This window comes from Burkholderia sp. NRF60-BP8 (assembly GCF_001522585.2).
Taxonomy (GTDB): Bacteria; Pseudomonadota; Gammaproteobacteria; order Burkholderiales; family Burkholderiaceae; genus Burkholderia.
In genome coordinates this window covers 1,846,556-1,865,878 of sequence record NZ_CP013373.1, presented here as the reverse complement: position 1 = coordinate 1,865,878, position 19,323 = coordinate 1,846,556, and the positions used below count along the sequence as shown (strand labels likewise).

The following is a 19,323-nucleotide window of genomic DNA, read 5'->3' as shown; positions in this document are numbered from 1 at the left end:
GTCATGACCCCGGATCAACTGATAACGTTCGCCGCCGTCGCCGAGCATCTGAACATCAGCCGCGCCGCCGTGGCGCTGCATCTGTCGCAGCCGGCCGTGTCGGGCCAGTTGCGGCTGCTGCAGGACGAGTTCGGCGAGCCGCTGTACCAGCGCGACGGCCGCGGCATCCGCCTGACACCGGTCGGCGAGCAACTTGCGCAATACGCGAGGGCGCAGCGCGACACGTTCGCGCAGGCGCGTGCGTTTCGAGACGCGATACGCGGGCTGGAGGCCGGCACGCTGCGCATCGGCGCGAGCACGACGCCCGCGAGCTATCTGCTGCCGTACCTGATCGCGGCGTTCCAGCCGCGCGCGCCGCGTGTGTCGATCCAGACGATGAGCGGCAATACGGCCGACGTGGTCGCGGCGCTGCCGTCGCTCGACATCGCGCTGATCGAAGGGCCGCCCGGCGAGACGTTGCCGCCGGGCACGGCCGTGCACGCGTGGCACGAGGACGAGATCGTCGCGATCGTGCCGGCCGGCCATCCGCTCGCGGCGCCCGGCCACGACGCGGGCGTGACGCTCGACGCGCTCGCCGCCCATCCGCTCGTGCTGCGCGAGGCGGGTTCCGCCGTGCGGCAACTCGTCGAGCGCGCGTTCGCGCAGGGCGGCGCGCCGATGCGCGTCGCGTTCGAGATCGCGGGGGTCGAGGCGGTGAAGGAGGCCGTGCGCGCAGGAATGGGCGTCGGGTTCGTGTCCGCGATGTCGCTGCGTCACGAGGATGCCGCGCTCGTGCCGCGCTCGCTGGCGCCCGCGCCGCTCACGCGGCATTTCTCCATTCTCGTGCCGCATGGCGGCGCACCATCGCGGGTCGCCGCGCAATTCCTCGAAATGAGCCTCGCGCAGGACCTCGCGTAGGCGCTCGCCGCCGCGCCGGGAACATGCGTTGCATACGGTTGCGCGCGTATTCGTGCGACGACACGGCCTTAGGGATTTCCTCTATGGCGTGGGTCCGACGCGAGGCGCACCATCCGTCTCAAGCAAATGGAACCGGTTCCATTCCGGTTGAAAAAGGGCAACATGGCAGACATCGTGATCGTGGCGAGCGCATTCGGGATGGACCGGGTGCGCCAGGAGGGCCACAGTGCATTCATCGCCACCGTGGCGGCATCCGGGGCGGCCGGTTTCGAGGTGCGGCGCGAGTTGTTCGCGTCGGACCACGACACGGCGCCCGGCGCGCTGGCCGCGCTCGGTGCGCAGATCGCCGGCCACGGGCTGTGGTCGGTCTATTCGACCCCGGACTCGCTGTACACGGAAACGGGGGCGCTCGATGCCGACGCCTTGCGCGATGCGCTCGCGCAAGCCGACGCGCTCGGCGCGCGCTTCGTGAAATTCCAGCTCGGCGGCTTTGCCGGCGACGCGCACGCGGCCGAGATCGTCGCGCTGTCGCGCGGCGCGCGGGCGCGCGTGGTGGTCGAGAACGGCCAGCTCGAGGTCGGCGGCGCGTTCGCGCAGTTCCGCGGGCTGTTCGACGCGCTGTCGGACGCCGGCATGCCCGATGCGCTCGGCATGACGTTCGACATCGGCAACTGGCAGTGGCGCGGCGAAGCGCCGCTCGACTGCGCGCAGGTGCTCGCGCCGCATGTGGAATACATTCACTGCAAGACCATCGAAGGCGAGGGCGCGCGTCGTTTCGCCGCCGCGCCGGCGCCGAACGACCCGCTCGTGACCGGCGTACTCGCCGCGCTGCCGCAGCACGCGCCGCGCGGCATCGAGTTCCCGTTCGACGCGGCCGATCTGGCCGGCGATGCCTGCCGGCGCGTCGCATGGCTTGCGACCGCGTGACGGCGGAAGGATCCAGAGGAGTTCAGTCATGAAAACAGCACTCGATGTCGTGACCTACGGCGAAGCGATGGCGATGTTCGTCGCGACGGAGCCGGGCCATCTCGCGCACGCCGGGCAATTCGCGAAGCGGATCGCGGGCGCCGATCTCAACGTCGCGATCGGCCTGTCGCGGCTCGGCTTCCGGGTCGGCTGGATGAGCCGGGTCGGCCGCGATTCGTTCGGCCGCTACGTGCTCGACACGCTGGCGCGCGAGGGAATCGACGCGTCGTGCGTAACCGTCGATCCGCGCTACCCGACCGGCTTCCAGCTGAAGTCGCGCAACGACGACGGCAGCGATCCGACCGTCGAATATTTCCGCAAGGGCTCGGCGGCGAGCCACCTGTCGTGCGACGACTACGTGGCCGACTACGTGCTCGGCGCGCGCCATCTGCACCTGACGGGCGTCGCGCCGGCGATTTCGGCGACGTCGTGCGAACTCGCATTCCGGCTCGCGCGCGAGATGCGCGCGGCCGGCAAGACGATCTCGTTCGACCCGAACCTGCGCCCGACGCTGTGGCCGTCCGCCGACGTGATGGCGAAGACGCTGAATGCCCTCGCGACGCTCGCCGACTGGGTGCTGCCGGGCCTGGCCGAAGGTCGGCAATTGACCGGGCACGAGACGCCGGCCGACATCGCGGGCTTCTATCTCGCGCGGGGCGCGCGCGGCGTCGTGATCAAGCTCGGCGAGCAAGGCGCGTATTTCCGCACGGCCGACGGCCGCGAAGGCACGGTCGCCGGCGAGCGCGTCGAGCGTGTGGTCGACACGGTCGGCGCCGGCGACGGCTTCGCGGTCGGTGTGGTCAGCGCGCTGCTCGAAGGCCGGAGCGTCGAGCAGGCGGTCGCGCGCGGCAACCGGATCGGTGCGCTCGCGATCCAGGTGATCGGCGATTCGGAAGGGTTGCCGACGCGCGATGCGCTCGACCGTCTCGAAAGTGTCGACAATCGCGCCGATCGCTTAGAGGAAACCGTCACCGCGCAATGAGAGGCCGGACACGGCACAATCCGCGGATCCATTTCGTGCGCGACGCACGGTAGTTTTGTTCGAGGCCGGGCGGGCGCTGGCGCCCACTGCGGTCCCTATACGGAGACACTCTCATGGCAGCCAATCTCGCAGCCCGTCGGTGGTGGACGATCATGCCGATCGTCTTCATCACGTACAGCCTCGCTTACCTCGATCGCGCGAACTACGGGTTCGCGGCAGCGGCCGGCATCAACCAGGACCTCGGGATCAGCAAGGGCCTGTCGTCGCTGATCGGCGCGCTGTTCTTCCTCGGCTACTTCTTCTTCCAGATCCCCGGCGCGATCTACGCGGAACGCCGCAGCGTGAAGAAGCTCGTGTTCGTCAGTCTCGTGCTGTGGGGCGGCTGCGCGGCCCTGACCGGCGTGGTCAGCAACATCCCGTCGCTGATGGCGATCCGCTTCGTGCTGGGCGTCGTCGAGGCGGCCGTGATGCCGGCGATGCTGATCTACATCAGCAACTGGTTCACGAAGAACGAGCGCTCGCGCGCGAATACGTTTCTGATCCTCGGCAATCCGGTCACCGTGCTGTGGATGTCGATCGTGTCCGGTTATCTCGTGCATGAATTCGGCTGGCGCCACATGTTCATCGCCGAAGGCGTCCCGGCCGTCATCTGGGCCGTGTGCTGGTGGTGCCTCGTGCAGGACAAGCCGGCCGATTCGCCGTGGCTCAGCGCGCAGGAAAAGCGCGACCTCGACGCCGCGCTCGCGGCCGAGCAGGCGGCGATCAAGCCGGTCCGCAACTATGGCGAGGCATTCCGCTCGCCGGCCGTGATCAAGCTGTGCGCGCAGTATTTCTGCTGGAGCATCGGCGTGTACGGCTTCGTGCTGTGGCTGCCGTCGATCGTGAAGAACGGTTCCGATCTCGGGATGGTCGCGACCGGCTGGCTGTCCGCGCTGCCGTACCTCGCGGCGACGATCGCGATGCTCGCCGCGTCGTGGGCGTCCGACAAGGTCGGTTCGCGCCGCGGCTTCGTTTGGCCGTTCCTGCTGGTCGGCGCGGCCGCGTTCGCCGCGTCGTACGCGCTCGGCTCGTCGCATTTCTGGATCTCGTATGCGCTGCTGGTCGTCGCGGGCGCCGCGATGTACGCACCGTACGGCCCGTTCTTCGCGATCGTGCCGGAACTGCTGCCGAAGAACGTCGCCGGCGGCGCGATGGCGCTGATCAACAGCATGGGCGCGCTCGGTTCGTTCGTCGGCTCGTATTTCGTCGGCTACCTGAACGGCGCGACCGGGTCGCCCGTCGCGTCGTACGCCTTCATGAGCGCCGCGCTCGTCGCCGCGGTGATCCTCACGCTGTCCGTCAAACCCCAGGCGCGCGATGCGCATCCGCTCGCGGCGCCGCTGCAAGGAAAATGAAACGATGAAGCCCCGTATCGTCGCGTACAAGCCGCTGCCCGATGACGTTCTCGCGTACCTGCGCGAGCATGCGGAGGTGGTGCAGGCCGACGGCGCCGACGCGCTTGCCGCTGCGCTCGGCGACGCGGACGGCGCGATCGGCGCGAGCCTGAAGGTCACGCCGCAGATGCTCGACCGCGCGCCGCGGCTGAAGGCGTGGTCGACGATCTCGGTCGGCTACGACAACTTCGACGTCGCCGATCTCACGCGGCGCGGCATCGTGCTCGCGCATACGCCGGACGTGCTGACCGAGTCGACGGCCGACACGGTGTTTTCGCTGATCCTGGCCTCCGCACGGCGCGTGGTCGAACTGGCCGAATGGGTGAAGGCCGGCCACTGGCATCGCAGCATCGGCCCGGACCTGTACGGCACCGACGTGCAGGGCAAGACGCTCGGCATCGTCGGGCTCGGGCGGATCGGCGGCGCGGTCGCGCGGCGCGCGGCGCTCGGCTTCCGGATGCAGGTGCTGTACGCGAACCGGTCCGCGCATGCCGAGGCCGAGACGCAGTACGGCGCCCGGCGCGTGACGCTCGACGCGCTGCTCGCGCAGTCGGATTTCGTGTGCTTGCAGGTGCCGTTATCGCCCGACACGCGCCACCTGATCGGCGCACCCGAATTCGCGAAGATGAAGCGCAGTGCGATCCTGATCAACGCGTCGCGCGGGCCCGTCGTCGACGAAGCCGCGCTGGTCGACGCGCTGCGCGCGGGCACGATCCGGGGCGCGGGGCTCGACGTGTTCGAGAAGGAGCCGCTGCCGGCGGATTCGCCGCTGCTGCAGATGAAGAACGTCGTCGCGCTGCCGCATATCGGCTCGGCGACGCACGAGACGCGCCATGCGATGGCGCGCTGCGCCGCGGAAAACCTGGTCGGCGCGCTGGCCGGCACGCTGCGCACGAATCTCGTCAATCCGGATGCGCTGGCGCACGCCTGAGCCGCCTCCGGCAACCGGCTGGCGCGGCGCCGGCGCCGTTAGAGTCGATGATCTTGGTGCCGGCGGGCCGGCTGCGTTATGATCGCCCGCTCTCGTCGCATCGACGGTCGGCCGCGCGGCCGGCCGCATCGGGCGACGGGCATCCGCGCCAGCTCCGGTGCGGCCGACTGCCGTAGCACGCGACCGGCGGGCGCTGCGCGAGCGCGAAGCACCGGGCCGGCGCAGGCGCCGACGCGCCAGGACAGGGGAGGCCGCCGATTGGCTTACGTTTCCAACAACAATGGTCCGTCTGCTCACGAAGCGGCGCGGATCGTACGTCGCGAGGCACGACAGTGACCGATTCGCAACCTTCCACGACGCGTCCGGCGACGATCAGCGACGTCGCGCGCGAGGCCGGTACGGGTAAGACCAGCGTTTCGCGCTACCTGAACGGCGAGACGCACGTGCTGTCCGTCGATCTGCGCCAGCGGATCGAAGCGGCCATCGCGCGGCTCAACTACCGGCCGAACCAGATGGCGCGCGGGCTCAAGCGCGGCCGCAACCGGCTGCTCGGCATGCTCGCGGCCGACCTGACCAATCCTTACACCGTCGAAGTGCTGCAGGGCGTCGAGGCCGCGTGCCATGCGCTCGGCTACATGCCGCTCATCTGTCACGCAGCGAACGAAGTCGAGATGGAGCGCCGTTTCCTGCAACTGCTCACGACCTACCGCGTCGAAGGGCTGATCGTCAACGCGCTCGGCGCCGACGAAGACGTGCTGCGCCCGTTGCGCGGCGCGGGCATTCCGGCCGTGCTCGTCGACCGCACGGTCGAGGGCTTCGAGGCCGACCTGATCGGCCTCGACAACGACGACGCGATCGAGACCGCGCTCGCGCACCTGGTCGAACACGGTTTCGACGCGATCCATTTCGTCGTGCAGCCGTTCGAGCGCGTCAGCTCGCGGCGCGTGCGCGAGGCCGCGTTCCGCGCGGCGCTGGCCGCGCGCGGGCTGGCGGTGCCGTCGACGGTCGTGCTCGACCTGAACGCGCCCGACGCGGCCGCGGCGGCGCTCGCCGACGTCGATGCGCGCATCGATCACGCGGCCCGGCGCGGCGTGCGCGCGGCGCTGTTCGCCGCGAATGCGCCGGTCGCGCTGGCGATCGCGCGCCACCTGCGCGCGCGCTTCGGCGCCGCGTGGCAGCAGCAGGCGGCGCTGCTGTCGATCGACGATCCGGAATGGGCCGAGTTGATCGGCATCACGACGATCCGTCAGCCCACCTACGAAATCGGCTACAAGGCCGTCGAATTCGTGCACGAGCGGATCGACGGCGCGGCGGGCGACGTGCGCGTCGCGATGCTGCCCGGCGAGCTGATTGCGCGCGCGTCGACCGCAAGCTGAGTATCATTCGGGGCACGCGGCGCATCGGGTGCGCTGCCTCGAACCAAGGAAATACATGACTGTCGCTCCCGTCACGCTGGCGGCGCTGATCGCCGCCACGCTGATCATCGCGCTGCTGCCGCTCGTCCTCTACCGCATCCTGCGCAAGCCGCTTGCGCTCAATCGCCGTGACACGATCGTCGGCGTCGCCGTCTTCACGCTGTTTGCCATGATCCTCGAGCGCGCGTTCCACGGGCTCGTGCTGAGCCACACGCCCGAGGACGGCTGGCTCACGCAGCCGCTCGCGTTCGTCGCGTACGGCGCGCTTGCGACCGCCGTATTCGAGGAAGTCGGCCGCTATCTCGGGATGCGCGTGCTGAACCGTCGCTATGGCGCATCGGCCGGCGACGCTCGCGGCATCGGCTACGGGATCGGTCACGGCGGCGCCGAAGCGTGGTTCGTCGGCGTGCTGGTGTGGGGCCAGTGGTCGTATCTCGCGTGGCTCGCGAGCCGCGGCCAGCTCGAGACGCAGTTGTCCGACCTGCCGGTCGACACCGTCGTGCGGCTGCACATGATGCTCGCGACGCTGTCGGTCCAGTCGATCCTGCTGTTGCTGCTCGAACGCTGCGCGGCGTTCGCGGTGCAACTGGCGCTGTCGGTGCTGGTGTGGCGCGGCGTGCGGGCCGGCCGGATGGCCGTGTTGCCGCTCGCGATCGTGCTGCATGCGCTCGCGGCGACGCCGACGCTGCTGTACCAGGTGCGCGTGCTGCCGGCCGCATGGGTCGAGGCCGCGTATTTCGTGCTGGCCGCGATCCTGGCGGTCGTGCTGGCGAAGGCGTGCCGGCCGTCGCGTGCGGCGGCCTGACGGGAGAGACGGCATGGACGACTATCTGATCGAATGCCCGAGCGCCGAATTCGACGCGCTCGCACGCGTGATCTGCGATCTGTTTCCGGAGCAGACGCGCTTCGCCGAAAGCAGCGATGCGCGCGGGCGCTTCCTGTCCGTGCACTGGCTGGCGATGCGTTTCGGCGCGACGCCGAAGCGGATGACGCTCGACATCCGGATCGTGCCGGCCGCGCTCGCGCGCTACCTGGCGCTCAAGCCGATGCAGCGCGCGCGCAGCCATGCGGTGCTGCATGCGTATACGGAAGCGATGCTCGGATCGCTCGAAGAGCGACACGCGGCCGGCGAGGCCGTCGAGCGCGACGCGGAACTCGAACTCGACGAAGACTTTGCGTGAGCAGTGGCGCCGGCCTTGGGCCGACGCGGTGCATTACGCGGGTGAATTACGCGTCGCGATAGACCTGCGCGAAGCGCTGCGCCTGCACGACGCCGTAGTCGCCCGGCGCGTATTGCATCACCCAGTCGCCGGCGACGCCGCGCAGCGTGTCGCCGTTCTCCGAGCGGGCGATCGTGAACGGCTCGTCCATCCGGCGTGCGAGCACGACGGCCGGCCGGTTGCGGTAAGCGCCCGGCGCACCGTGCGCGAGCGCCGGATCGGCGGGCAGGTATTTGGCGTCGAAGCGCGCGCGCGACACGACCCAGCGGTCGCCGGTCGAGCCGGTGATCAGTGCGTCGCCCACAGCATAACGGTTCGGGCCTTCGAGGCTCATCAGTTCGCCGTCGGCCTGCGCGAACGACACGGCGACGGTTTCGTCCTTGACGACGCGACGGGCCTGCGGATCGGTACGCAGATCGAGTTGCTTGAGTTCGAGCATGGCGGAGAGGGGCGGGAAAGCGGGAAAAGCCGGGAGCTTATCCCGAATTCGGCGCGCCGTGTGGCGCGCCGATGCCGCCAGCGGCGCGGCGCCGTTCGGCCCGGACGGGCGGCACGGCGCCGGCGGGGAGGGCGTCAGGGCTGCGCGGGAGCGCTCGCGGCCGGCGCGGCGGCCGCGTTGCCTTCCTTGCCCTTCGTCCTGCCCTTGCCGCGGTGCTCGCCGCCGTGGTGCAGCCAGTTGCGGAAGGTCGTGTCGGCCAGCGCCTTCTGCTCGGCCGGGAAGCTCTCGTAGAGCGGCGCGAAGGCGTCGGCGAGCTTCTTCGCGCCGTCGGCGTTCGCCTGCGACAGTTCCGCGTACTGCTTCATGTCGTCGAGCGCGGACACGTCGTGCTTGGCGATCCGTTCGCCGTAGAGACGGCCCATCGTTGCGCCGTTGTCGCGCATCGTATCGGCGAACGTCTTCCATTGCGGCTCCTGCGCCGACGTGATCTTCAACTGGTCGTGCAGGTACTTGATGCGCTGCTCGATGCGCGCTTCGTGGCGTGCCGCGCGCTGTTCGGCGCTCGGGGCCGACGCCGCGGCCGTCGTGGCCGGCGCCTGGGCGGGCGCTTGCGGCTGCGCTGGGGTTTGCGCGAACGCGCTGGCTGCAACGACGAGCGTAGCGAGGGTGAGCGAGATTTTCTTCATGGTTGGCTCTCCGGGGTGGTGTCTGGCGAGCGGGCGCGGCGGCCAACGCCGCCGGCGCGCATCTCGCGTCGCCCGCTATTAGTAGCACGTTGCATGCAGTGCGGCAGCGAATGCGACACTTGCTTACATCCGATACGAATCGAAATCGAAAGATTCGAATCCGGTCATGCCGGTTGGGCGCGCCGGCGTTCGGCGCTATCATCGCGTCACTTTCCACTCCGCCGGCATCTGCGTACCGGCCCAGCGTCATGCGCCCACCCCGCCTCGATCAACTTGACGATCTCGACCGGCAACTCGTCGCGCTGCTGCAAGCCGATGCGCGCGCCAGCGTCGCGGATCTCGCGCGTCAGCTCGACGTGGCGCGCACGACGGTCGTCGCACGCATCGCGCGTCTCGAACGCACCAACGTGATCGCCGGATACAGCGTGCGACTGGGGCAGGACGTGCTCGACGCCAGCATCTATGCGTACGTCGGCATCATCCTTACGCCGAAGTTCGGCAAGGACGTATTGCGCAAGCTCGACCGGATGCCGGAAGTCCAGCTGCTGTGCGCGGTGAGCGGCGAGTACGACTACGTCGCGTGGCTGCGCGCCGATTCGCCCGAACGGCTCAACGATCTGCTCGACCAGATCGGCACGCTCGAAGGCGTCGAGCGCACGACGACGTCGATCATCCTGTCGCGCAAGATCGATCGCGGCACGATCGGCGGCTGACCGGTCGCATGCCGCGCCGCGCATGACCGCGCGAGCGTGGTGCGGATGGCGTGGCGTCGCGGGCGCCAGGCGCGACGTCGGGTGCATGCTCGCGCGCATTCGTCATGGCTTTCGCTATACGTCGTGATCGGCGCGGGGTATCCGCCGTCGTCGACATCCTCCTTTCGCGCACGTCGCGCGTCTCTCCGAATCTCCTTTCGTATGCCGCTTCGACCGGCGTGCCTCATCCCGCGCATGGGCGGTTCGTGTGCCGCGCCGCGCCGTGCGTCCTCGTCTTCGTCGTTGCCATGCGCGACCACCAACGACCGGTTTGCGACAGCCCGTTTACGCGATTTTTAGATGGGCATGTCATTTAGGCGAAACGTATCGTCATAACGTCGAAATTATCGGTCGTTTCGCATCATTCTTCGTCTTGGAACTGATTTTGAGCGTCCCTACACTGTGTGCATGGCTCGACGCCGTCCACAACACCACACCCATCATCAGGAGATAAGCGCATGAAAATCGCCATCGTCGGCGCAGGTCTGATCGGCCACACCATTGCTCACATGCTGCGTGAAACGGGCGACTACGAAGTCGTCGCGTTCGACCGCGACGCGGATGCGCTCGCGAAGCTGTCGCGCGAAGGCATTGCGACGCAGCGGGTCGATTCGGCCGATGCGAATGCGATTCGCGAAGCAGTGAAGGGCTTCGATGCGCTCGTCAACGCGCTGCCGTACTATCTCGCGGTCAACGTGGCCGCCGCCGCGAAGGCTGCCGGCGTTCACTACTTCGATCTGACCGAGGACGTGCGCGCCACGCACGCGATCCGCGAACTGGCCGACGGCTCCGATCGCGCGTTCATGCCGCAGTGCGGCCTCGCGCCGGGCTTCATCGGCATCGCCGCGCACGAGCTCGTGAACGGTTTCAGCGAAGTGCGCGACGTGAAGATGCGCGTCGGCGCGCTGCCCGAATATCCGACCAACGCGCTGAAGTACAACCTCACGTGGAGCGTCGATGGTCTGATCAACGAATACTGTCAGCCGTGCGAAGCGATCCGCGACGGCCGCAAGCAATGGGTGCAGCCGCTCGAAGGCCTCGAACACTTCTCGCTCGACGGCACCGAATACGAAGCGTTCAACACGTCGGGCGGCCTCGGCACGCTGTGCGAAACGCTGTCGGGCAAGGTCGAGACGCTCGACTACAAGTCGGTGCGCTATCCGGGCCACCGCGAGCTCGTGCAGTTCCTGCTGGAAGACCTGCGCCTGTCGACCGACCGCGACACGCTGAAGTCGATCATGCGCCGCGCGGTGCCGTCGACGAAGCAGGACGTCGTGCTCGTGTTCGTCACGGTGACGGGCGTGAAGGACGGCCAGCTGGTGCAGGACGTGTTCACGCGCAAGATCTTCGCGAAGGACGTGTGCGGGATGCACATGAGCGCGATCCAGATCACGACGGCCGGCGCGATGTGCGCGGTGCTGGATCTGTTCCGCGAAAAGAAGCTGCCGCAGAGCGGTTTCATCCCGCAGGAAAAGGTGTCGCTGAAGGCGTTCCTGTCGAACCGCTTCGGCAAGCTGTACGACGGCGGCACGATGGAGCGCGTGCACGCGGTCGCCTGACCGCGGTTGCCGGACCATTCGCCAGCGTCTGACTCTGGCACGAGGGCCGTACGACGCCGGGAGCGCAGCAGCGCTTTCGGCGTTGTTTTTTGAGGAAGCAGGAAGGGCGCCTGGCGGCGCCGATCAGGCGGGCAGCGGCGGGACGATCGTCGCCGGTTGCGGCGGCGGCACGATGCGGTACAGCAGCGCGTCGATGTCCGCGTCGGACGGCGCGGTGTTGTCGAACATCACGATGCCGTCGCATTCGTGGCCGGTCGGCACGAAGCGGCGCTGCCGGTATTCGTCCCAGTGCGCGAGCTTGTACGCGTCGTTCGGATTGGCGCGCGCGACGATCCGCTGATGCGCGACGTCTTCCGACGTGTGAACCCAGACGACCGTCAGCGCGACCTCGGGCGCGATGCCGAGCCACGTGCGATCGAGGATGCGCCGGTCGCGCACCTCGCGCGACAGCGGGCCGACGACGAGCGCACCGATGCCGAGCGCGAGATTTTCACGGGCCGTGTCGAGCAGGCCCTGGTATTCGGGATCGCGAAGATGTTTGAGGTAGAGCGGGCTGTCGCGGTCGTTCGGATCGTCCGTGAGCGCGCCCATCGCGGCCGCGCTGTAGCGGCCGTACAGCGTATCCTTGTCGAGCAGGCAGAACGCCTCGCCGGTCGCGCGCATCAGCGGCCCGATGAGCCGCTTCGCGAGCGTGGTCTTGCCGGTGCCGGCGTGACCGCAGAAGAACACGAGATGCGTCACGAATACCGGCTCCCCGCTTTCCGGCGCGACGTGTCGCCGCGCTCTTCGCCGCGCGAGAACACTTCCGCTTCCAGCCACATCGCGTTGATGATGCCGAAGCCGAGTGCCACGCCGATGCCGAGTATCCACGAGAAATACCACATAGGTCTGTCTCCTTGACGGTGGGGCCGCGCGGCCGTTGTGCATCGCGCAACGCAGGCCCGGCGGGCCTGTCGATGTGCCGCGATGCGCGTGCTGCGGCGCACGCAGCCCGATCATGACCAATATCGGCGTGCCGCGCAAGCCGGGCCGTCCGTGCGGCAAACCGGTAAACTGATGGGCAAACCGCAACATCGTGGGACAACATGCTGATCAACTGTGCTGCTTACCAGGACGGCCGCAAGCTGGCCGATATCGACATCGCCGCCATCAGCGATTACGTGTCGAAGCCCGAATGCTTCGTGTGGGTCGCGCTGAAGGATCCGACGCCCGAGGAAATCGATCTGATGGGCGAGGAGTTCGGATTGCACGAGCTGGCGCTGGAGGATGCCCGCAAGGGTCATCAGCGACCGAAGATCGAGGAATACGGCGATTCGCTGTTCGCGGTGCTGCATACGGTCGAACTCGATGAGGACGACGAATTCAAGGTCGGCGAACTGAACGTGTTCGTCGGCCCGAATTACGTGCTGTCGATCCGCAATCACACCGAGCAGGATTTCCGCGACGTGCGCAAGCGCTGCGAGCGCGAACCGCATCTGCTGCGCGAGGGGTCGGCGTTCGTGTTCTACGCGTTGATGGACCAGGTCGTCGACCGGTATTTCCCGATCCTCGAAACGCTCGGCACCGAGCTCGAGGAACTCGAGGATCGCATCTTCGCGAAGGCGACGCCCGCGTCGTCGCGCGCGATCATCGAAGATCTCTATTCGCTGAAACGCCGGCTCGTGCTGCTGTACCAACACACGGCGCCGCTGATGGAGCCGCTCGCGAAGCTCACCGGCGGGCGCATTCCGGAAGTCTGCAGCGGGATGTCGGCCTACTTCCGCGACGTGTACGACCATCTGCAGCGAATCGTGAAGACGATCGAAGGGCGCCGCGAGATGGTCGTCACCGCGATCCAGGTCAACCTCGGGATGATTTCGCTCGCGGAGAACGAGGTGACCAAGCGGCTCGGCTCGTTCGCCGCGCTGTTCGCGATACCGACGATGATCGCCGGCATCTACGGGATGAACTTCGCGAACATGCCCGAGCTGCACCTGAAATACGGGTTCTACGGCTGTATCGCGGTGATGGCCGTCGCCGATCTCGCGTTGTGGTGGCGCTTCAAGCGGGCAGGATGGTTGTAGCCCGATTTCACGCGGGACGCGGCGCGTGCTTGCCGACCACGACGCGCCACGGCCGCACGCGCCACGATTTCACGAGGCCGTTCTGCACGTACGGATCGGCGCGCGCGAACGATTCGGCCGCTTCCGGCGAATCGCCTTCGAACACGAGCACGGCCTGGTCGGCCGGATCCGCCAGCGCGCCCGCGAGCACGAGTTCGCCGCGCTGGGTCGCGGCCTGCGCGAGCGCGAGATGCTCGGCACGGAACGCGTCGCGCCGCGACAGGTAATCGTCGACGAGTTCGTAGATCAACTGGTAATGCATGATCGCTCCAGGAGTCGGTTTCCGCCCGGAGGAAGGGGGCGGCCGGCTCAGTATAGGACACCGGGAAAGCTGTGGGCGACGTGGCTTGCCGGCATGACGGCGCGCATTCGCGGGTGCGTTTTTTGAACGGCGCATCCTCGGCGGTATCTCATTGTTCTTCGGAAAATGCAACTAACAGTCTAGTTTCCCGACATCAACAAATTACCGACCCGTTCGCGTCTACGTCACCTGGAATTCGTCTACAGGGACGAGGGGCTTTCCAGGCCCCGTTCTGGGTCTCGATTTCGCATGCCGGCGAGGGCAGGCGCGCGGATGAAAAATGACCGGGGCGGGCTGCCGGGGCATCTGGAGCGGCGTCGCGCGAGGGCGTTTCCCTTGGGCCGGAATGCGACCTATGCTGAACGAATCCGGAGCGAACGCCGTTCGCCCGATTCAACCAGACGAGGTGTGCCATGCCGGTCTCAGCCACCCTGCAGGATTGCCTGCGCCAGAAGTCATCGCGGTACGAAATCGTGTACCACCCCTATAGCCATACGAGCATGGGAACGGCCGCCGCCGCGCATATTCCCGGCGACCGGCTCGCGAAAACGGTGCTCCTCGAGGACGCCGAGGGCTACGTCGCCGCCGTATTGCCGACGACGCACGCCGTGCGCCTGTCGGATCTCTGGGTGAAGACGGGACGCCATCTCGTGCTCGCCCGGGAGGTCGAGTTGCGCGAGTTGTTCAAGGATTGCGACATGGGCGCGCTGCCGCCGGTCTGCATGGCGTACGGGATGAAGACGTTCCTCGAGGAACGCCTCGCGCAGCAGCCGGAAGTCTATTTTGAGGCCGGCGATCACGAAGCGCTGATACACATGATGCAGGACGAATTCCTGATGCTGATGGAGACCGCCGAGCGCGCGCATTTCTCGCACCGGATGCAGGGGATGATGCTGTCCTGAGCGATGCCGGTCGTGCGTCGACGAAGCATGCGCGGGCATTTGTCTCGCCGGTCTCGGTGAAGCGAATGTGCCGGTGCGCGCAAAGTAGCGGGCAACGAATTCACGCTGACGCAGCGGGTTCTGGCATCAAAAAAACAGATTCGGTATGCAGATCATCGTATGGATCCGATCGGTGGAGAAGGCGCGGTTATTTTGATGTGGATTCCTTATAAACAAGAGGCGAGTTCCCATCCGAACATCGCATGAACAAGCCCCGGCGCCGCATGACGATGGTCAATCGGATTTCATCCGTGCGATGTGACGAAGAAACGCATCCGGAGATGCTCATTACCGACGCGCCAATTCGGTGCTTGGCACTAAATTGGTGATTATTTTAGAGAGGCACTTGATTGGTGCGATTGCCATACAAATCAATTACTAAATCAATGGAAAATGGTCGGCCAAGTTTACTAAATCATTATTCGAGCAAACTCTCCAAACTTTGTATTCGGGTATCAAATAAAGTTTGACGCTCAAATTTTTTCCTTGCTATCTTCTGCACCCAAGACGAACGACTCGGCTGACATCAGTGCGTAACGAAGAGCCAATCGTCACGCGAGAAAAGTGCCTGTGTCGACGCAGCTGACAATTGCCTGAACGCGCTGGTTCGGGGTAGACGCCGGATAGGGTGGCTATCCCGTTGCGGTTGAAACGATTCCTTGAAATTGAATAAATCGGAATCCGAAATCGATGCTTTCGATTCGGATGGCTAATTGCATCAAAAATGAAATTTCGGGGTGAGGCGGAGACGGAACCGACCCGGTTCCTGGGCCGGCCATCATCGCGAAACTGGGCGATTCGCTTGGGGGATGGATAGTGGGCATGAAAGTCGAAGAGCATCTGGTTGCTTCGAACAGCGGACTGGCCACGCTTGGGCGTCCGCGGGAATTCGGCAAGAAGCAGCAGAACCCGGTGCGCCGTTTCGGCGGCATCGCAGTCGTCCTCCTGTTGCACGCAGTGCTGATCTACGCATTGCTCAACGGCCTCGCGACGAAAGTCGTGCAGGTGATCCAGCATCCGATCGAAACCCGCATCATCGAGCCGGTGAAGCCGCCGCCGCCCCCGCCGCTGCCGGTCGTCAAGCTTCCGCCACCAAAATTCGCGCCCCCGCCGCCGCCGTTCGTGCCGCCGCCCGAAGTGCCGGTGCAGGCGCCGCCGCAAGCGCCGATCACGCACCAGGTGGCGCCGGTGCCGTCCGCGCCGGCCGTGCAGGCGCCCGTCATCGCACCGCCCGCGCCCGCGCCCGCGAAGCCGGTCAGCCACGAGGTGGGTGTCGTCTGCCCGAATTCGGACACGATTCGCGCGTCGATGCAGTACCCGAAGGAAGCGCAGGAAAACAACATCACGGGTGAGGTGACGATCGAGTTCGTCGTGGACGCGGACGGGAACATCACGAACGAACGCGTGGCCCAGTCGGCCGACCCCGTGCTCGATCGTGCGGCCTACAACACCGTGAAGCGGTTCAAATGCGTGGCGCAAGGCCAGGCCGTAAGGGTGCAGGTGCCGTTCTCGTTCAACCTGAATTGATGCAGTGGGCGGTCCGGCAAGCGCCGGACCGGGGAAAACCGTCTTGAACTTCAATCGTAAGTTCAACGAAAGAATCGGAGTGGGGTATGACCAAGCGTTCTCTGGCCGCACTGGCGGCAAGCCTGTTGATGTCCGTCGCTGCAATCGACGGGCTCGTTGCACCGCAATTCGCTTACGCGCAAGCGAGCGGATCCACGGCGGCATCCGACGCGTCGGCACAGGCCGCGGCGCCGGCGCCGTCCGCCGCCGACTCGGCCCCGCCGCCGGCGCCGGCCGCGACCGAAGCGGTCGAGAATCCGTACGGGCTGGGGGCGCTCTGGAAGAACGGCGACTTCGTCGCGCGCTTCGTGCTGATCCTGCTCGTGATCATGTCGATGGGCAGCTGGTACATCATGGTCACGAAGTTCGTCGAGCAGTTGCGGGCGAACCGCCGCGCGAAGCTTGCGGACGCGCAACTCTGGAGCGCGCCGTCGCTGGCCGAAGGCGCGAAGCTGCTCGACGAGGCATCGCCGTTCCGCTTCATCGCCGAAACGGCGATCGAGGCGGGCGAGCATCACGACGAGGCATTGCTCGAAGCCGTGGACCGAAACACGTGGATCGACGTGTCCGTCGAGCGCTCGATCACGAACGTGTCGAACCGCATGCAGGACGGGCTCGCGTTCCTGGCGACGGTCGGATCGACCGCGCCGTTCGTCGGGCTGTTCGGCACGGTCTGGGGGATCTATCACGCGCTGACGGCGATCGGGATCGCGGGCCAGGCGTCGATCGACAAGGTCGCGGGCCCGGTGGGCGAGGCGCTGATCATGACGGCGATCGGCCTGGCGGTCGCGGTGCCTGCCGTACTCGGCTACAACTTCCTCGTCCGGCGCAACAAGTCGGTGATGGAGCGGGTCCGCAACTTCGGCGCCCAGCTGCATACCGTGCTGCTGGCCGGCAGCAAGCGTGCCGCTCGCGCGCCGTCGCCGGCTGCGTCGCTCGTGAACTGACCGGCTGACGGAGGCGCGCGATGGGCATGAACGTCGGGCAGGACGAAAGCGACGAGGTGATCGCGAACATCAACACGACGCCGCTCGTTGACGTGATGCTGGTGCTGCTGATCATTTTCCTGATCACGATTCCGGTCGTCACGCACACGATCCAGCTGCAGTTGCCGAAGGAGGTCGTGCAGCCGCTGCAGACCACACCGAAGAGCGTCGAGATCGCGGTGAATCGCGACGGCGATTTCTTCTGGGGTGAACAACGGGTGGATGCGTCGACGTTGCTCGCGAAGCTGAAGGGCGTGTCGCAGCAGCAGCCGCAGCCGAGCGTGCACGTGCGCGGCGACCAGAACACGCGCTACGAGTTCATCGGCCGCGTCGTCACGATGTGCGAGCGGGCAGGTATCGCGAAGGTGTCGTTCATTACGGAACCGCCGGCGCGGGGTGGCTAGCCTTGCACGGGAACGGCATGCGCGCCGATTCCGATTGACGGCGACGCATGGGATCAGAGCAAGCATCGACAGGAGCAGACGATGGGAATGAACATGCCTTCGGGCGGAGGCGGCGCCGAGCCGGACGTGATGGTCGACATCAACACCACGCCGCTGATCGACGTGATGCTGGTGTTGTTGATCATGCTGATCATCACGATCCCGATCCAGATGCATTCGGTGAAGATGGACCTGCCGGTGGGCAACCCGCCGCCGCCCGCCACACCGCCGGAGGTCGTGCAGATCGATATCGACTTCGACGGGACGACGACGTGGAACGGCGCGCCGGTGCCGGATCGCGCGGCACTCGAGGCGAAGCTGACGGCGGTCGCGCACGAGCCCGTGCAGGCGGAGATCCATCTGCGGGCGAACAAGCTGGCGCCGTACAAGGACGTGGCGGCCGTACTGGCGTCCGCGCAGCGCGTGGGCGCGACGAAGATCGGCCTGATCGGCAACGAGCAGTTCATGCAATGACGGGACAGGCCAACCGATGAGCCAGCGACGATGGAAACGAATGATGGCGCTGACGGCGCTGGGTGCGGCCTGCGCGCTCGGCCGGCCGGCGTGGCCGGCCGACGCATTGCGGCCGGACGTGGCGAAGCCGCTGGCGGCCGCGCAGGACCTGTATCGCGCGCACAAGTATCGCGACGCGCTCGGCAAGATCGCGCAGGCAGCCGCCGTGCCCAACCGCACGCCGTATGAAACCTACATGGTGGAAGCGACGCGCGGCGCGGCGGCGATGGCGGCCGGCGATACCGGCGTGGCCGCGCAGGCCTACGAAACCGTCCTGAACTCGGGGCGCCTGTCGGGCGAGGACGAGCAGAGGACGACGGCGGCGCTCGCGGGGATCTACTTCCAGCAGAAGAACTATCCGCAGGCGATTCGCGTCGCGCAGCGCTACTTGAAGGCGGGTGGTACGGATCCGGAAATGCACGCGCTGCTCACGCAGGCGTATTACCTGTCGAACGATTGCGGCCAGGTCGTGAGCCAGCTGAAGGCGAGCGCGGACGCACAGGTGAAGGCCGGCCACGCGCCGGACGAAGGGCAGTTGCAGATGCTGGCGGCCTGCGCGCAAAAGAGCAAGGATGCCGCTGCGTATCGCGGCGCGCTCGGCATGCTGGTGGCTTATCATCCGAGCCCCGCGTACTGGGAGGAAATGATCTCGGCGATTCGCGGCAGCCCCGGTTACCTGTCGTCGCTCGACCTCGACATCTACCGGCTGCGCAGGGCGACGGGCTCGCTGACGACGGCCGACGCCTATATGGAGATGACGCAGCTCGCGCTGGTGGCCGGCACGCCGGCCGAGGGCCGGCAGGTGATCGACCAGGGTTTCGCGTCCGGCGTGCTCGGCAAGGATGCGCAGGCGGACCGCGAGAAACGGCTGCAGGCGCTGGCCGCGAGGCGCGCACAGTCGGGCGCGGACGCGGCCGATCCGGTGGCGCCGATCGACGCCGGCATGAATCTGGTGTTCGCGGGCCACACGGCGCAGGGGCTGTCGATGATGGAGCAGGCAATCGCGAAGGGCGGGCTCGAGCATCCCGATGCGGCGCGGCTGCGGCTCGGCGAGGCGTACTACGTGGCGGGCCAGAAGGCGCATGCGGTCCAGGTGCTGCGCACGGTCAAGGGTAACGACGGATCGGGGGATCTGGCGAAGCTGTGGACGGTCGTCGCGTCGCGGTAAGGCGACGCTTGGGGGACGCAGCG

The 19,323-nt window shown here is 67.0% G+C and carries 22 protein-coding genes; 17 read left to right on the top strand and 5 right to left on the bottom strand.

Annotation, left to right across the window (positions count from 1 at the left end; all coding sequences use genetic code 11):
- Nucleotides 1-3 precede the first annotated feature (3 nt).
- The 8 genes from WS54_RS22025 (at nucleotide 4) to WS54_RS21990 (ending at nucleotide 7,805) form a co-directional block, all read left to right on the top strand.
- On the top strand, nucleotides 4-897 hold the full coding sequence (locus WS54_RS22025; RefSeq protein WP_034207381.1) for a LysR family transcriptional regulator: 894 nt from the start codon (nucleotides 4-6) through the stop codon (nucleotides 895-897).
- A 162-nt stretch (nucleotides 898-1,059) separates the two neighbouring features.
- A complete protein-coding gene (locus WS54_RS22020) occupies nucleotides 1,060-1,824 on the top strand; it encodes a TIM barrel protein (RefSeq protein ID WP_059785875.1) in 765 nt (254 codons plus the stop codon).
- 28 nt (nucleotides 1,825-1,852) lie between these two features.
- Nucleotides 1,853-2,845: a sugar kinase gene (locus WS54_RS22015; RefSeq protein ID WP_034207379.1), complete on the top strand. Its 993-nt coding sequence runs from the start codon at nucleotides 1,853-1,855 to the stop codon at nucleotides 2,843-2,845.
- A gap of 113 nt (nucleotides 2,846-2,958) precedes the next feature.
- Nucleotides 2,959-4,239, top strand: a complete 1,281-nt coding sequence (locus WS54_RS22010) for an MFS transporter (RefSeq protein WP_034207378.1) — start codon at nucleotides 2,959-2,961, stop codon at nucleotides 4,237-4,239.
- Between the two features lie 4 nt (nucleotides 4,240-4,243).
- Nucleotides 4,244-5,209, top strand: a complete 966-nt coding sequence (locus WS54_RS22005; protein ID WP_034207377.1) for an NAD(P)-dependent oxidoreductase — start codon at nucleotides 4,244-4,246, stop codon at nucleotides 5,207-5,209.
- Nucleotides 5,210-5,541: 332 nt separating this feature from the next.
- A complete protein-coding gene (locus WS54_RS22000; RefSeq protein ID WP_034207376.1) occupies nucleotides 5,542-6,585 on the top strand; it encodes a LacI family DNA-binding transcriptional regulator in 1,044 nt (347 codons plus the stop codon).
- A 55-nt stretch (nucleotides 6,586-6,640) separates the two neighbouring features.
- Nucleotides 6,641-7,429, top strand: a complete 789-nt coding sequence (locus tag WS54_RS21995; protein WP_034207375.1) for a YhfC family intramembrane metalloprotease — start codon at nucleotides 6,641-6,643, stop codon at nucleotides 7,427-7,429.
- Nucleotides 7,430-7,442: 13 nt separating this feature from the next.
- Nucleotides 7,443-7,805: a DUF3022 domain-containing protein gene (locus WS54_RS21990; protein WP_034207374.1), complete on the top strand. Its 363-nt coding sequence runs from the start codon at nucleotides 7,443-7,445 to the stop codon at nucleotides 7,803-7,805.
- A 46-nt stretch (nucleotides 7,806-7,851) separates the two neighbouring features.
- Here the strand turns inward: WS54_RS21990 and WS54_RS21985 are convergent, their stop codons facing one another.
- Complete coding sequence (locus tag WS54_RS21985) at nucleotides 7,852-8,283, bottom strand: PGDYG domain-containing protein (RefSeq protein ID WP_034207373.1); 432 nt, start codon at nucleotides 8,281-8,283, stop codon at nucleotides 7,852-7,854.
- 134 nt (nucleotides 8,284-8,417) lie between these two features.
- The gene (locus WS54_RS21980; RefSeq protein ID WP_034207372.1) at nucleotides 8,418-8,969 is read right to left on the bottom strand and encodes a Spy/CpxP family protein refolding chaperone; all 552 of its coding nucleotides are present in this window, start codon (nucleotides 8,967-8,969) and stop codon (nucleotides 8,418-8,420) included.
- A 248-nt stretch (nucleotides 8,970-9,217) separates the two neighbouring features.
- Between WS54_RS21980 and WS54_RS21975 the strand changes: the two genes are divergently transcribed.
- Together WS54_RS21975 and WS54_RS21970 are read left to right on the top strand one after the other, a co-directional pair.
- Complete coding sequence (locus WS54_RS21975; RefSeq protein WP_006481526.1) at nucleotides 9,218-9,682, top strand: Lrp/AsnC family transcriptional regulator; 465 nt, start codon at nucleotides 9,218-9,220, stop codon at nucleotides 9,680-9,682.
- A gap of 497 nt (nucleotides 9,683-10,179) precedes the next feature.
- A complete protein-coding gene (locus tag WS54_RS21970) occupies nucleotides 10,180-11,280 on the top strand; it encodes a saccharopine dehydrogenase family protein (protein WP_006481527.1) in 1,101 nt (366 codons plus the stop codon).
- 123 nt (nucleotides 11,281-11,403) lie between these two features.
- Here the strand turns inward: WS54_RS21970 and WS54_RS21965 are convergent, their stop codons facing one another.
- Both WS54_RS21965 and cydX read right to left on the bottom strand, forming a co-directional pair.
- Complete coding sequence (locus tag WS54_RS21965; protein WP_034207371.1) at nucleotides 11,404-12,021, bottom strand: AAA family ATPase; 618 nt, start codon at nucleotides 12,019-12,021, stop codon at nucleotides 11,404-11,406.
- Nucleotides 12,018-12,164: a cytochrome bd-I oxidase subunit CydX gene (gene cydX, locus WS54_RS21960; RefSeq protein WP_034207370.1), complete on the bottom strand. Its 147-nt coding sequence runs from the start codon at nucleotides 12,162-12,164 to the stop codon at nucleotides 12,018-12,020. Before cydX ends, WS54_RS21965 begins: the two co-directional genes overlap by 4 nt.
- Nucleotides 12,165-12,365: 201 nt before the next feature.
- Between cydX and corA the strand changes: the two genes are divergently transcribed.
- Entirely contained in the window at nucleotides 12,366-13,343 is a 978-nt protein-coding gene (gene corA, locus WS54_RS21955) for a magnesium/cobalt transporter CorA (protein WP_059785872.1), read from the top strand.
- Between the two features lie 7 nt (nucleotides 13,344-13,350).
- On the opposite strand, the gene WS54_RS21950 is transcribed toward corA, so the two are convergent.
- Nucleotides 13,351-13,644, bottom strand: coding sequence for a YciI-like protein (locus WS54_RS21950; RefSeq protein ID WP_034207368.1), 294 nt, complete (start codon nucleotides 13,642-13,644; stop codon nucleotides 13,351-13,353).
- A gap of 452 nt (nucleotides 13,645-14,096) precedes the next feature.
- On the opposite strand from WS54_RS21950, the gene WS54_RS21945 reads away from it, so the two are divergent.
- The 6 genes from WS54_RS21945 to WS54_RS21920 all read left to right on the top strand — a co-directional run bounded on the left by WS54_RS21945 (nucleotide 14,097) and on the right by WS54_RS21920 (nucleotide 19,300).
- A complete protein-coding gene (locus WS54_RS21945; protein ID WP_059785869.1) occupies nucleotides 14,097-14,585 on the top strand; it encodes an aminoacyl-tRNA deacylase in 489 nt (162 codons plus the stop codon).
- 861 nt (nucleotides 14,586-15,446) lie between these two features.
- Nucleotides 15,447-16,151 (top strand): energy transducer TonB, encoded by a 705-nt coding sequence (locus tag WS54_RS21940; protein ID WP_059785865.1) that lies wholly within the window; start codon nucleotides 15,447-15,449, stop codon nucleotides 16,149-16,151.
- A gap of 86 nt (nucleotides 16,152-16,237) precedes the next feature.
- Nucleotides 16,238-17,137 (top strand): MotA/TolQ/ExbB proton channel family protein, encoded by a 900-nt coding sequence (locus tag WS54_RS21935; protein WP_034207365.1) that lies wholly within the window; start codon nucleotides 16,238-16,240, stop codon nucleotides 17,135-17,137.
- A 20-nt stretch (nucleotides 17,138-17,157) separates the two neighbouring features.
- Complete coding sequence (locus tag WS54_RS21930; RefSeq protein WP_034207364.1) at nucleotides 17,158-17,580, top strand: ExbD/TolR family protein; 423 nt, start codon at nucleotides 17,158-17,160, stop codon at nucleotides 17,578-17,580.
- Between the two features lie 81 nt (nucleotides 17,581-17,661).
- Nucleotides 17,662-18,093: an ExbD/TolR family protein gene (locus tag WS54_RS21925; RefSeq protein ID WP_059785861.1), complete on the top strand. Its 432-nt coding sequence runs from the start codon at nucleotides 17,662-17,664 to the stop codon at nucleotides 18,091-18,093.
- A 16-nt stretch (nucleotides 18,094-18,109) separates the two neighbouring features.
- Complete coding sequence (locus WS54_RS21920; protein ID WP_059785858.1) at nucleotides 18,110-19,300, top strand: tetratricopeptide repeat protein; 1,191 nt, start codon at nucleotides 18,110-18,112, stop codon at nucleotides 19,298-19,300.
- Nucleotides 19,301-19,323: the final 23 nt, after the last annotated feature.

Bases quoted from the DNA above. Each gene is read 5' to 3' on its own strand.
- WS54_RS22025 (WP_034207381.1), top strand. From the start codon at position 4: ATGACCCCGGATCAACTGATAACGTTCGCCGCCGTCGCCGAGCATCTG.
- WS54_RS22020 (WP_059785875.1), top strand. From the start codon at position 1,060: ATGGCAGACATCGTGATCGTGGCGAGCGCATTCGGGATGGACCGGGTG.
- WS54_RS22015 (WP_034207379.1), top strand. From the start codon at position 1,853: ATGAAAACAGCACTCGATGTCGTGACCTACGGCGAAGCGATGGCGATG.
- WS54_RS22010 (WP_034207378.1), top strand. From the start codon at position 2,959: ATGGCAGCCAATCTCGCAGCCCGTCGGTGGTGGACGATCATGCCGATC.
- WS54_RS22005 (WP_034207377.1), top strand. From the start codon at position 4,244: ATGAAGCCCCGTATCGTCGCGTACAAGCCGCTGCCCGATGACGTTCTC.
- WS54_RS21995 (WP_034207375.1), top strand. From the start codon at position 6,641: ATGACTGTCGCTCCCGTCACGCTGGCGGCGCTGATCGCCGCCACGCTG.
- WS54_RS21990 (WP_034207374.1), top strand. From the start codon at position 7,443: ATGGACGACTATCTGATCGAATGCCCGAGCGCCGAATTCGACGCGCTC.
- WS54_RS21985 (WP_034207373.1), bottom strand. From the start codon at position 8,283: ATGCTCGAACTCAAGCAACTCGATCTGCGTACCGATCCGCAGGCCCGT.
- WS54_RS21980 (WP_034207372.1), bottom strand. From the start codon at position 8,969: ATGAAGAAAATCTCGCTCACCCTCGCTACGCTCGTCGTTGCAGCCAGC.
- WS54_RS21975 (WP_006481526.1), top strand. From the start codon at position 9,218: ATGCGCCCACCCCGCCTCGATCAACTTGACGATCTCGACCGGCAACTC.
- WS54_RS21970 (WP_006481527.1), top strand. From the start codon at position 10,180: ATGAAAATCGCCATCGTCGGCGCAGGTCTGATCGGCCACACCATTGCT.
- cydX (WP_034207370.1), bottom strand. From the start codon at position 12,164: ATGTGGTATTTCTCGTGGATACTCGGCATCGGCGTGGCACTCGGCTTC.
- corA (WP_059785872.1), top strand. From the start codon at position 12,366: ATGCTGATCAACTGTGCTGCTTACCAGGACGGCCGCAAGCTGGCCGAT.
- WS54_RS21950 (WP_034207368.1), bottom strand. From the start codon at position 13,644: ATGCATTACCAGTTGATCTACGAACTCGTCGACGATTACCTGTCGCGG.
- WS54_RS21945 (WP_059785869.1), top strand. From the start codon at position 14,097: ATGCCGGTCTCAGCCACCCTGCAGGATTGCCTGCGCCAGAAGTCATCG.
- WS54_RS21940 (WP_059785865.1), top strand. From the start codon at position 15,447: ATGAAAGTCGAAGAGCATCTGGTTGCTTCGAACAGCGGACTGGCCACG.
- WS54_RS21935 (WP_034207365.1), top strand. From the start codon at position 16,238: ATGACCAAGCGTTCTCTGGCCGCACTGGCGGCAAGCCTGTTGATGTCC.
- WS54_RS21930 (WP_034207364.1), top strand. From the start codon at position 17,158: ATGGGCATGAACGTCGGGCAGGACGAAAGCGACGAGGTGATCGCGAAC.
- WS54_RS21925 (WP_059785861.1), top strand. From the start codon at position 17,662: ATGGGAATGAACATGCCTTCGGGCGGAGGCGGCGCCGAGCCGGACGTG.
- WS54_RS21920 (WP_059785858.1), top strand. From the start codon at position 18,110: ATGAGCCAGCGACGATGGAAACGAATGATGGCGCTGACGGCGCTGGGT.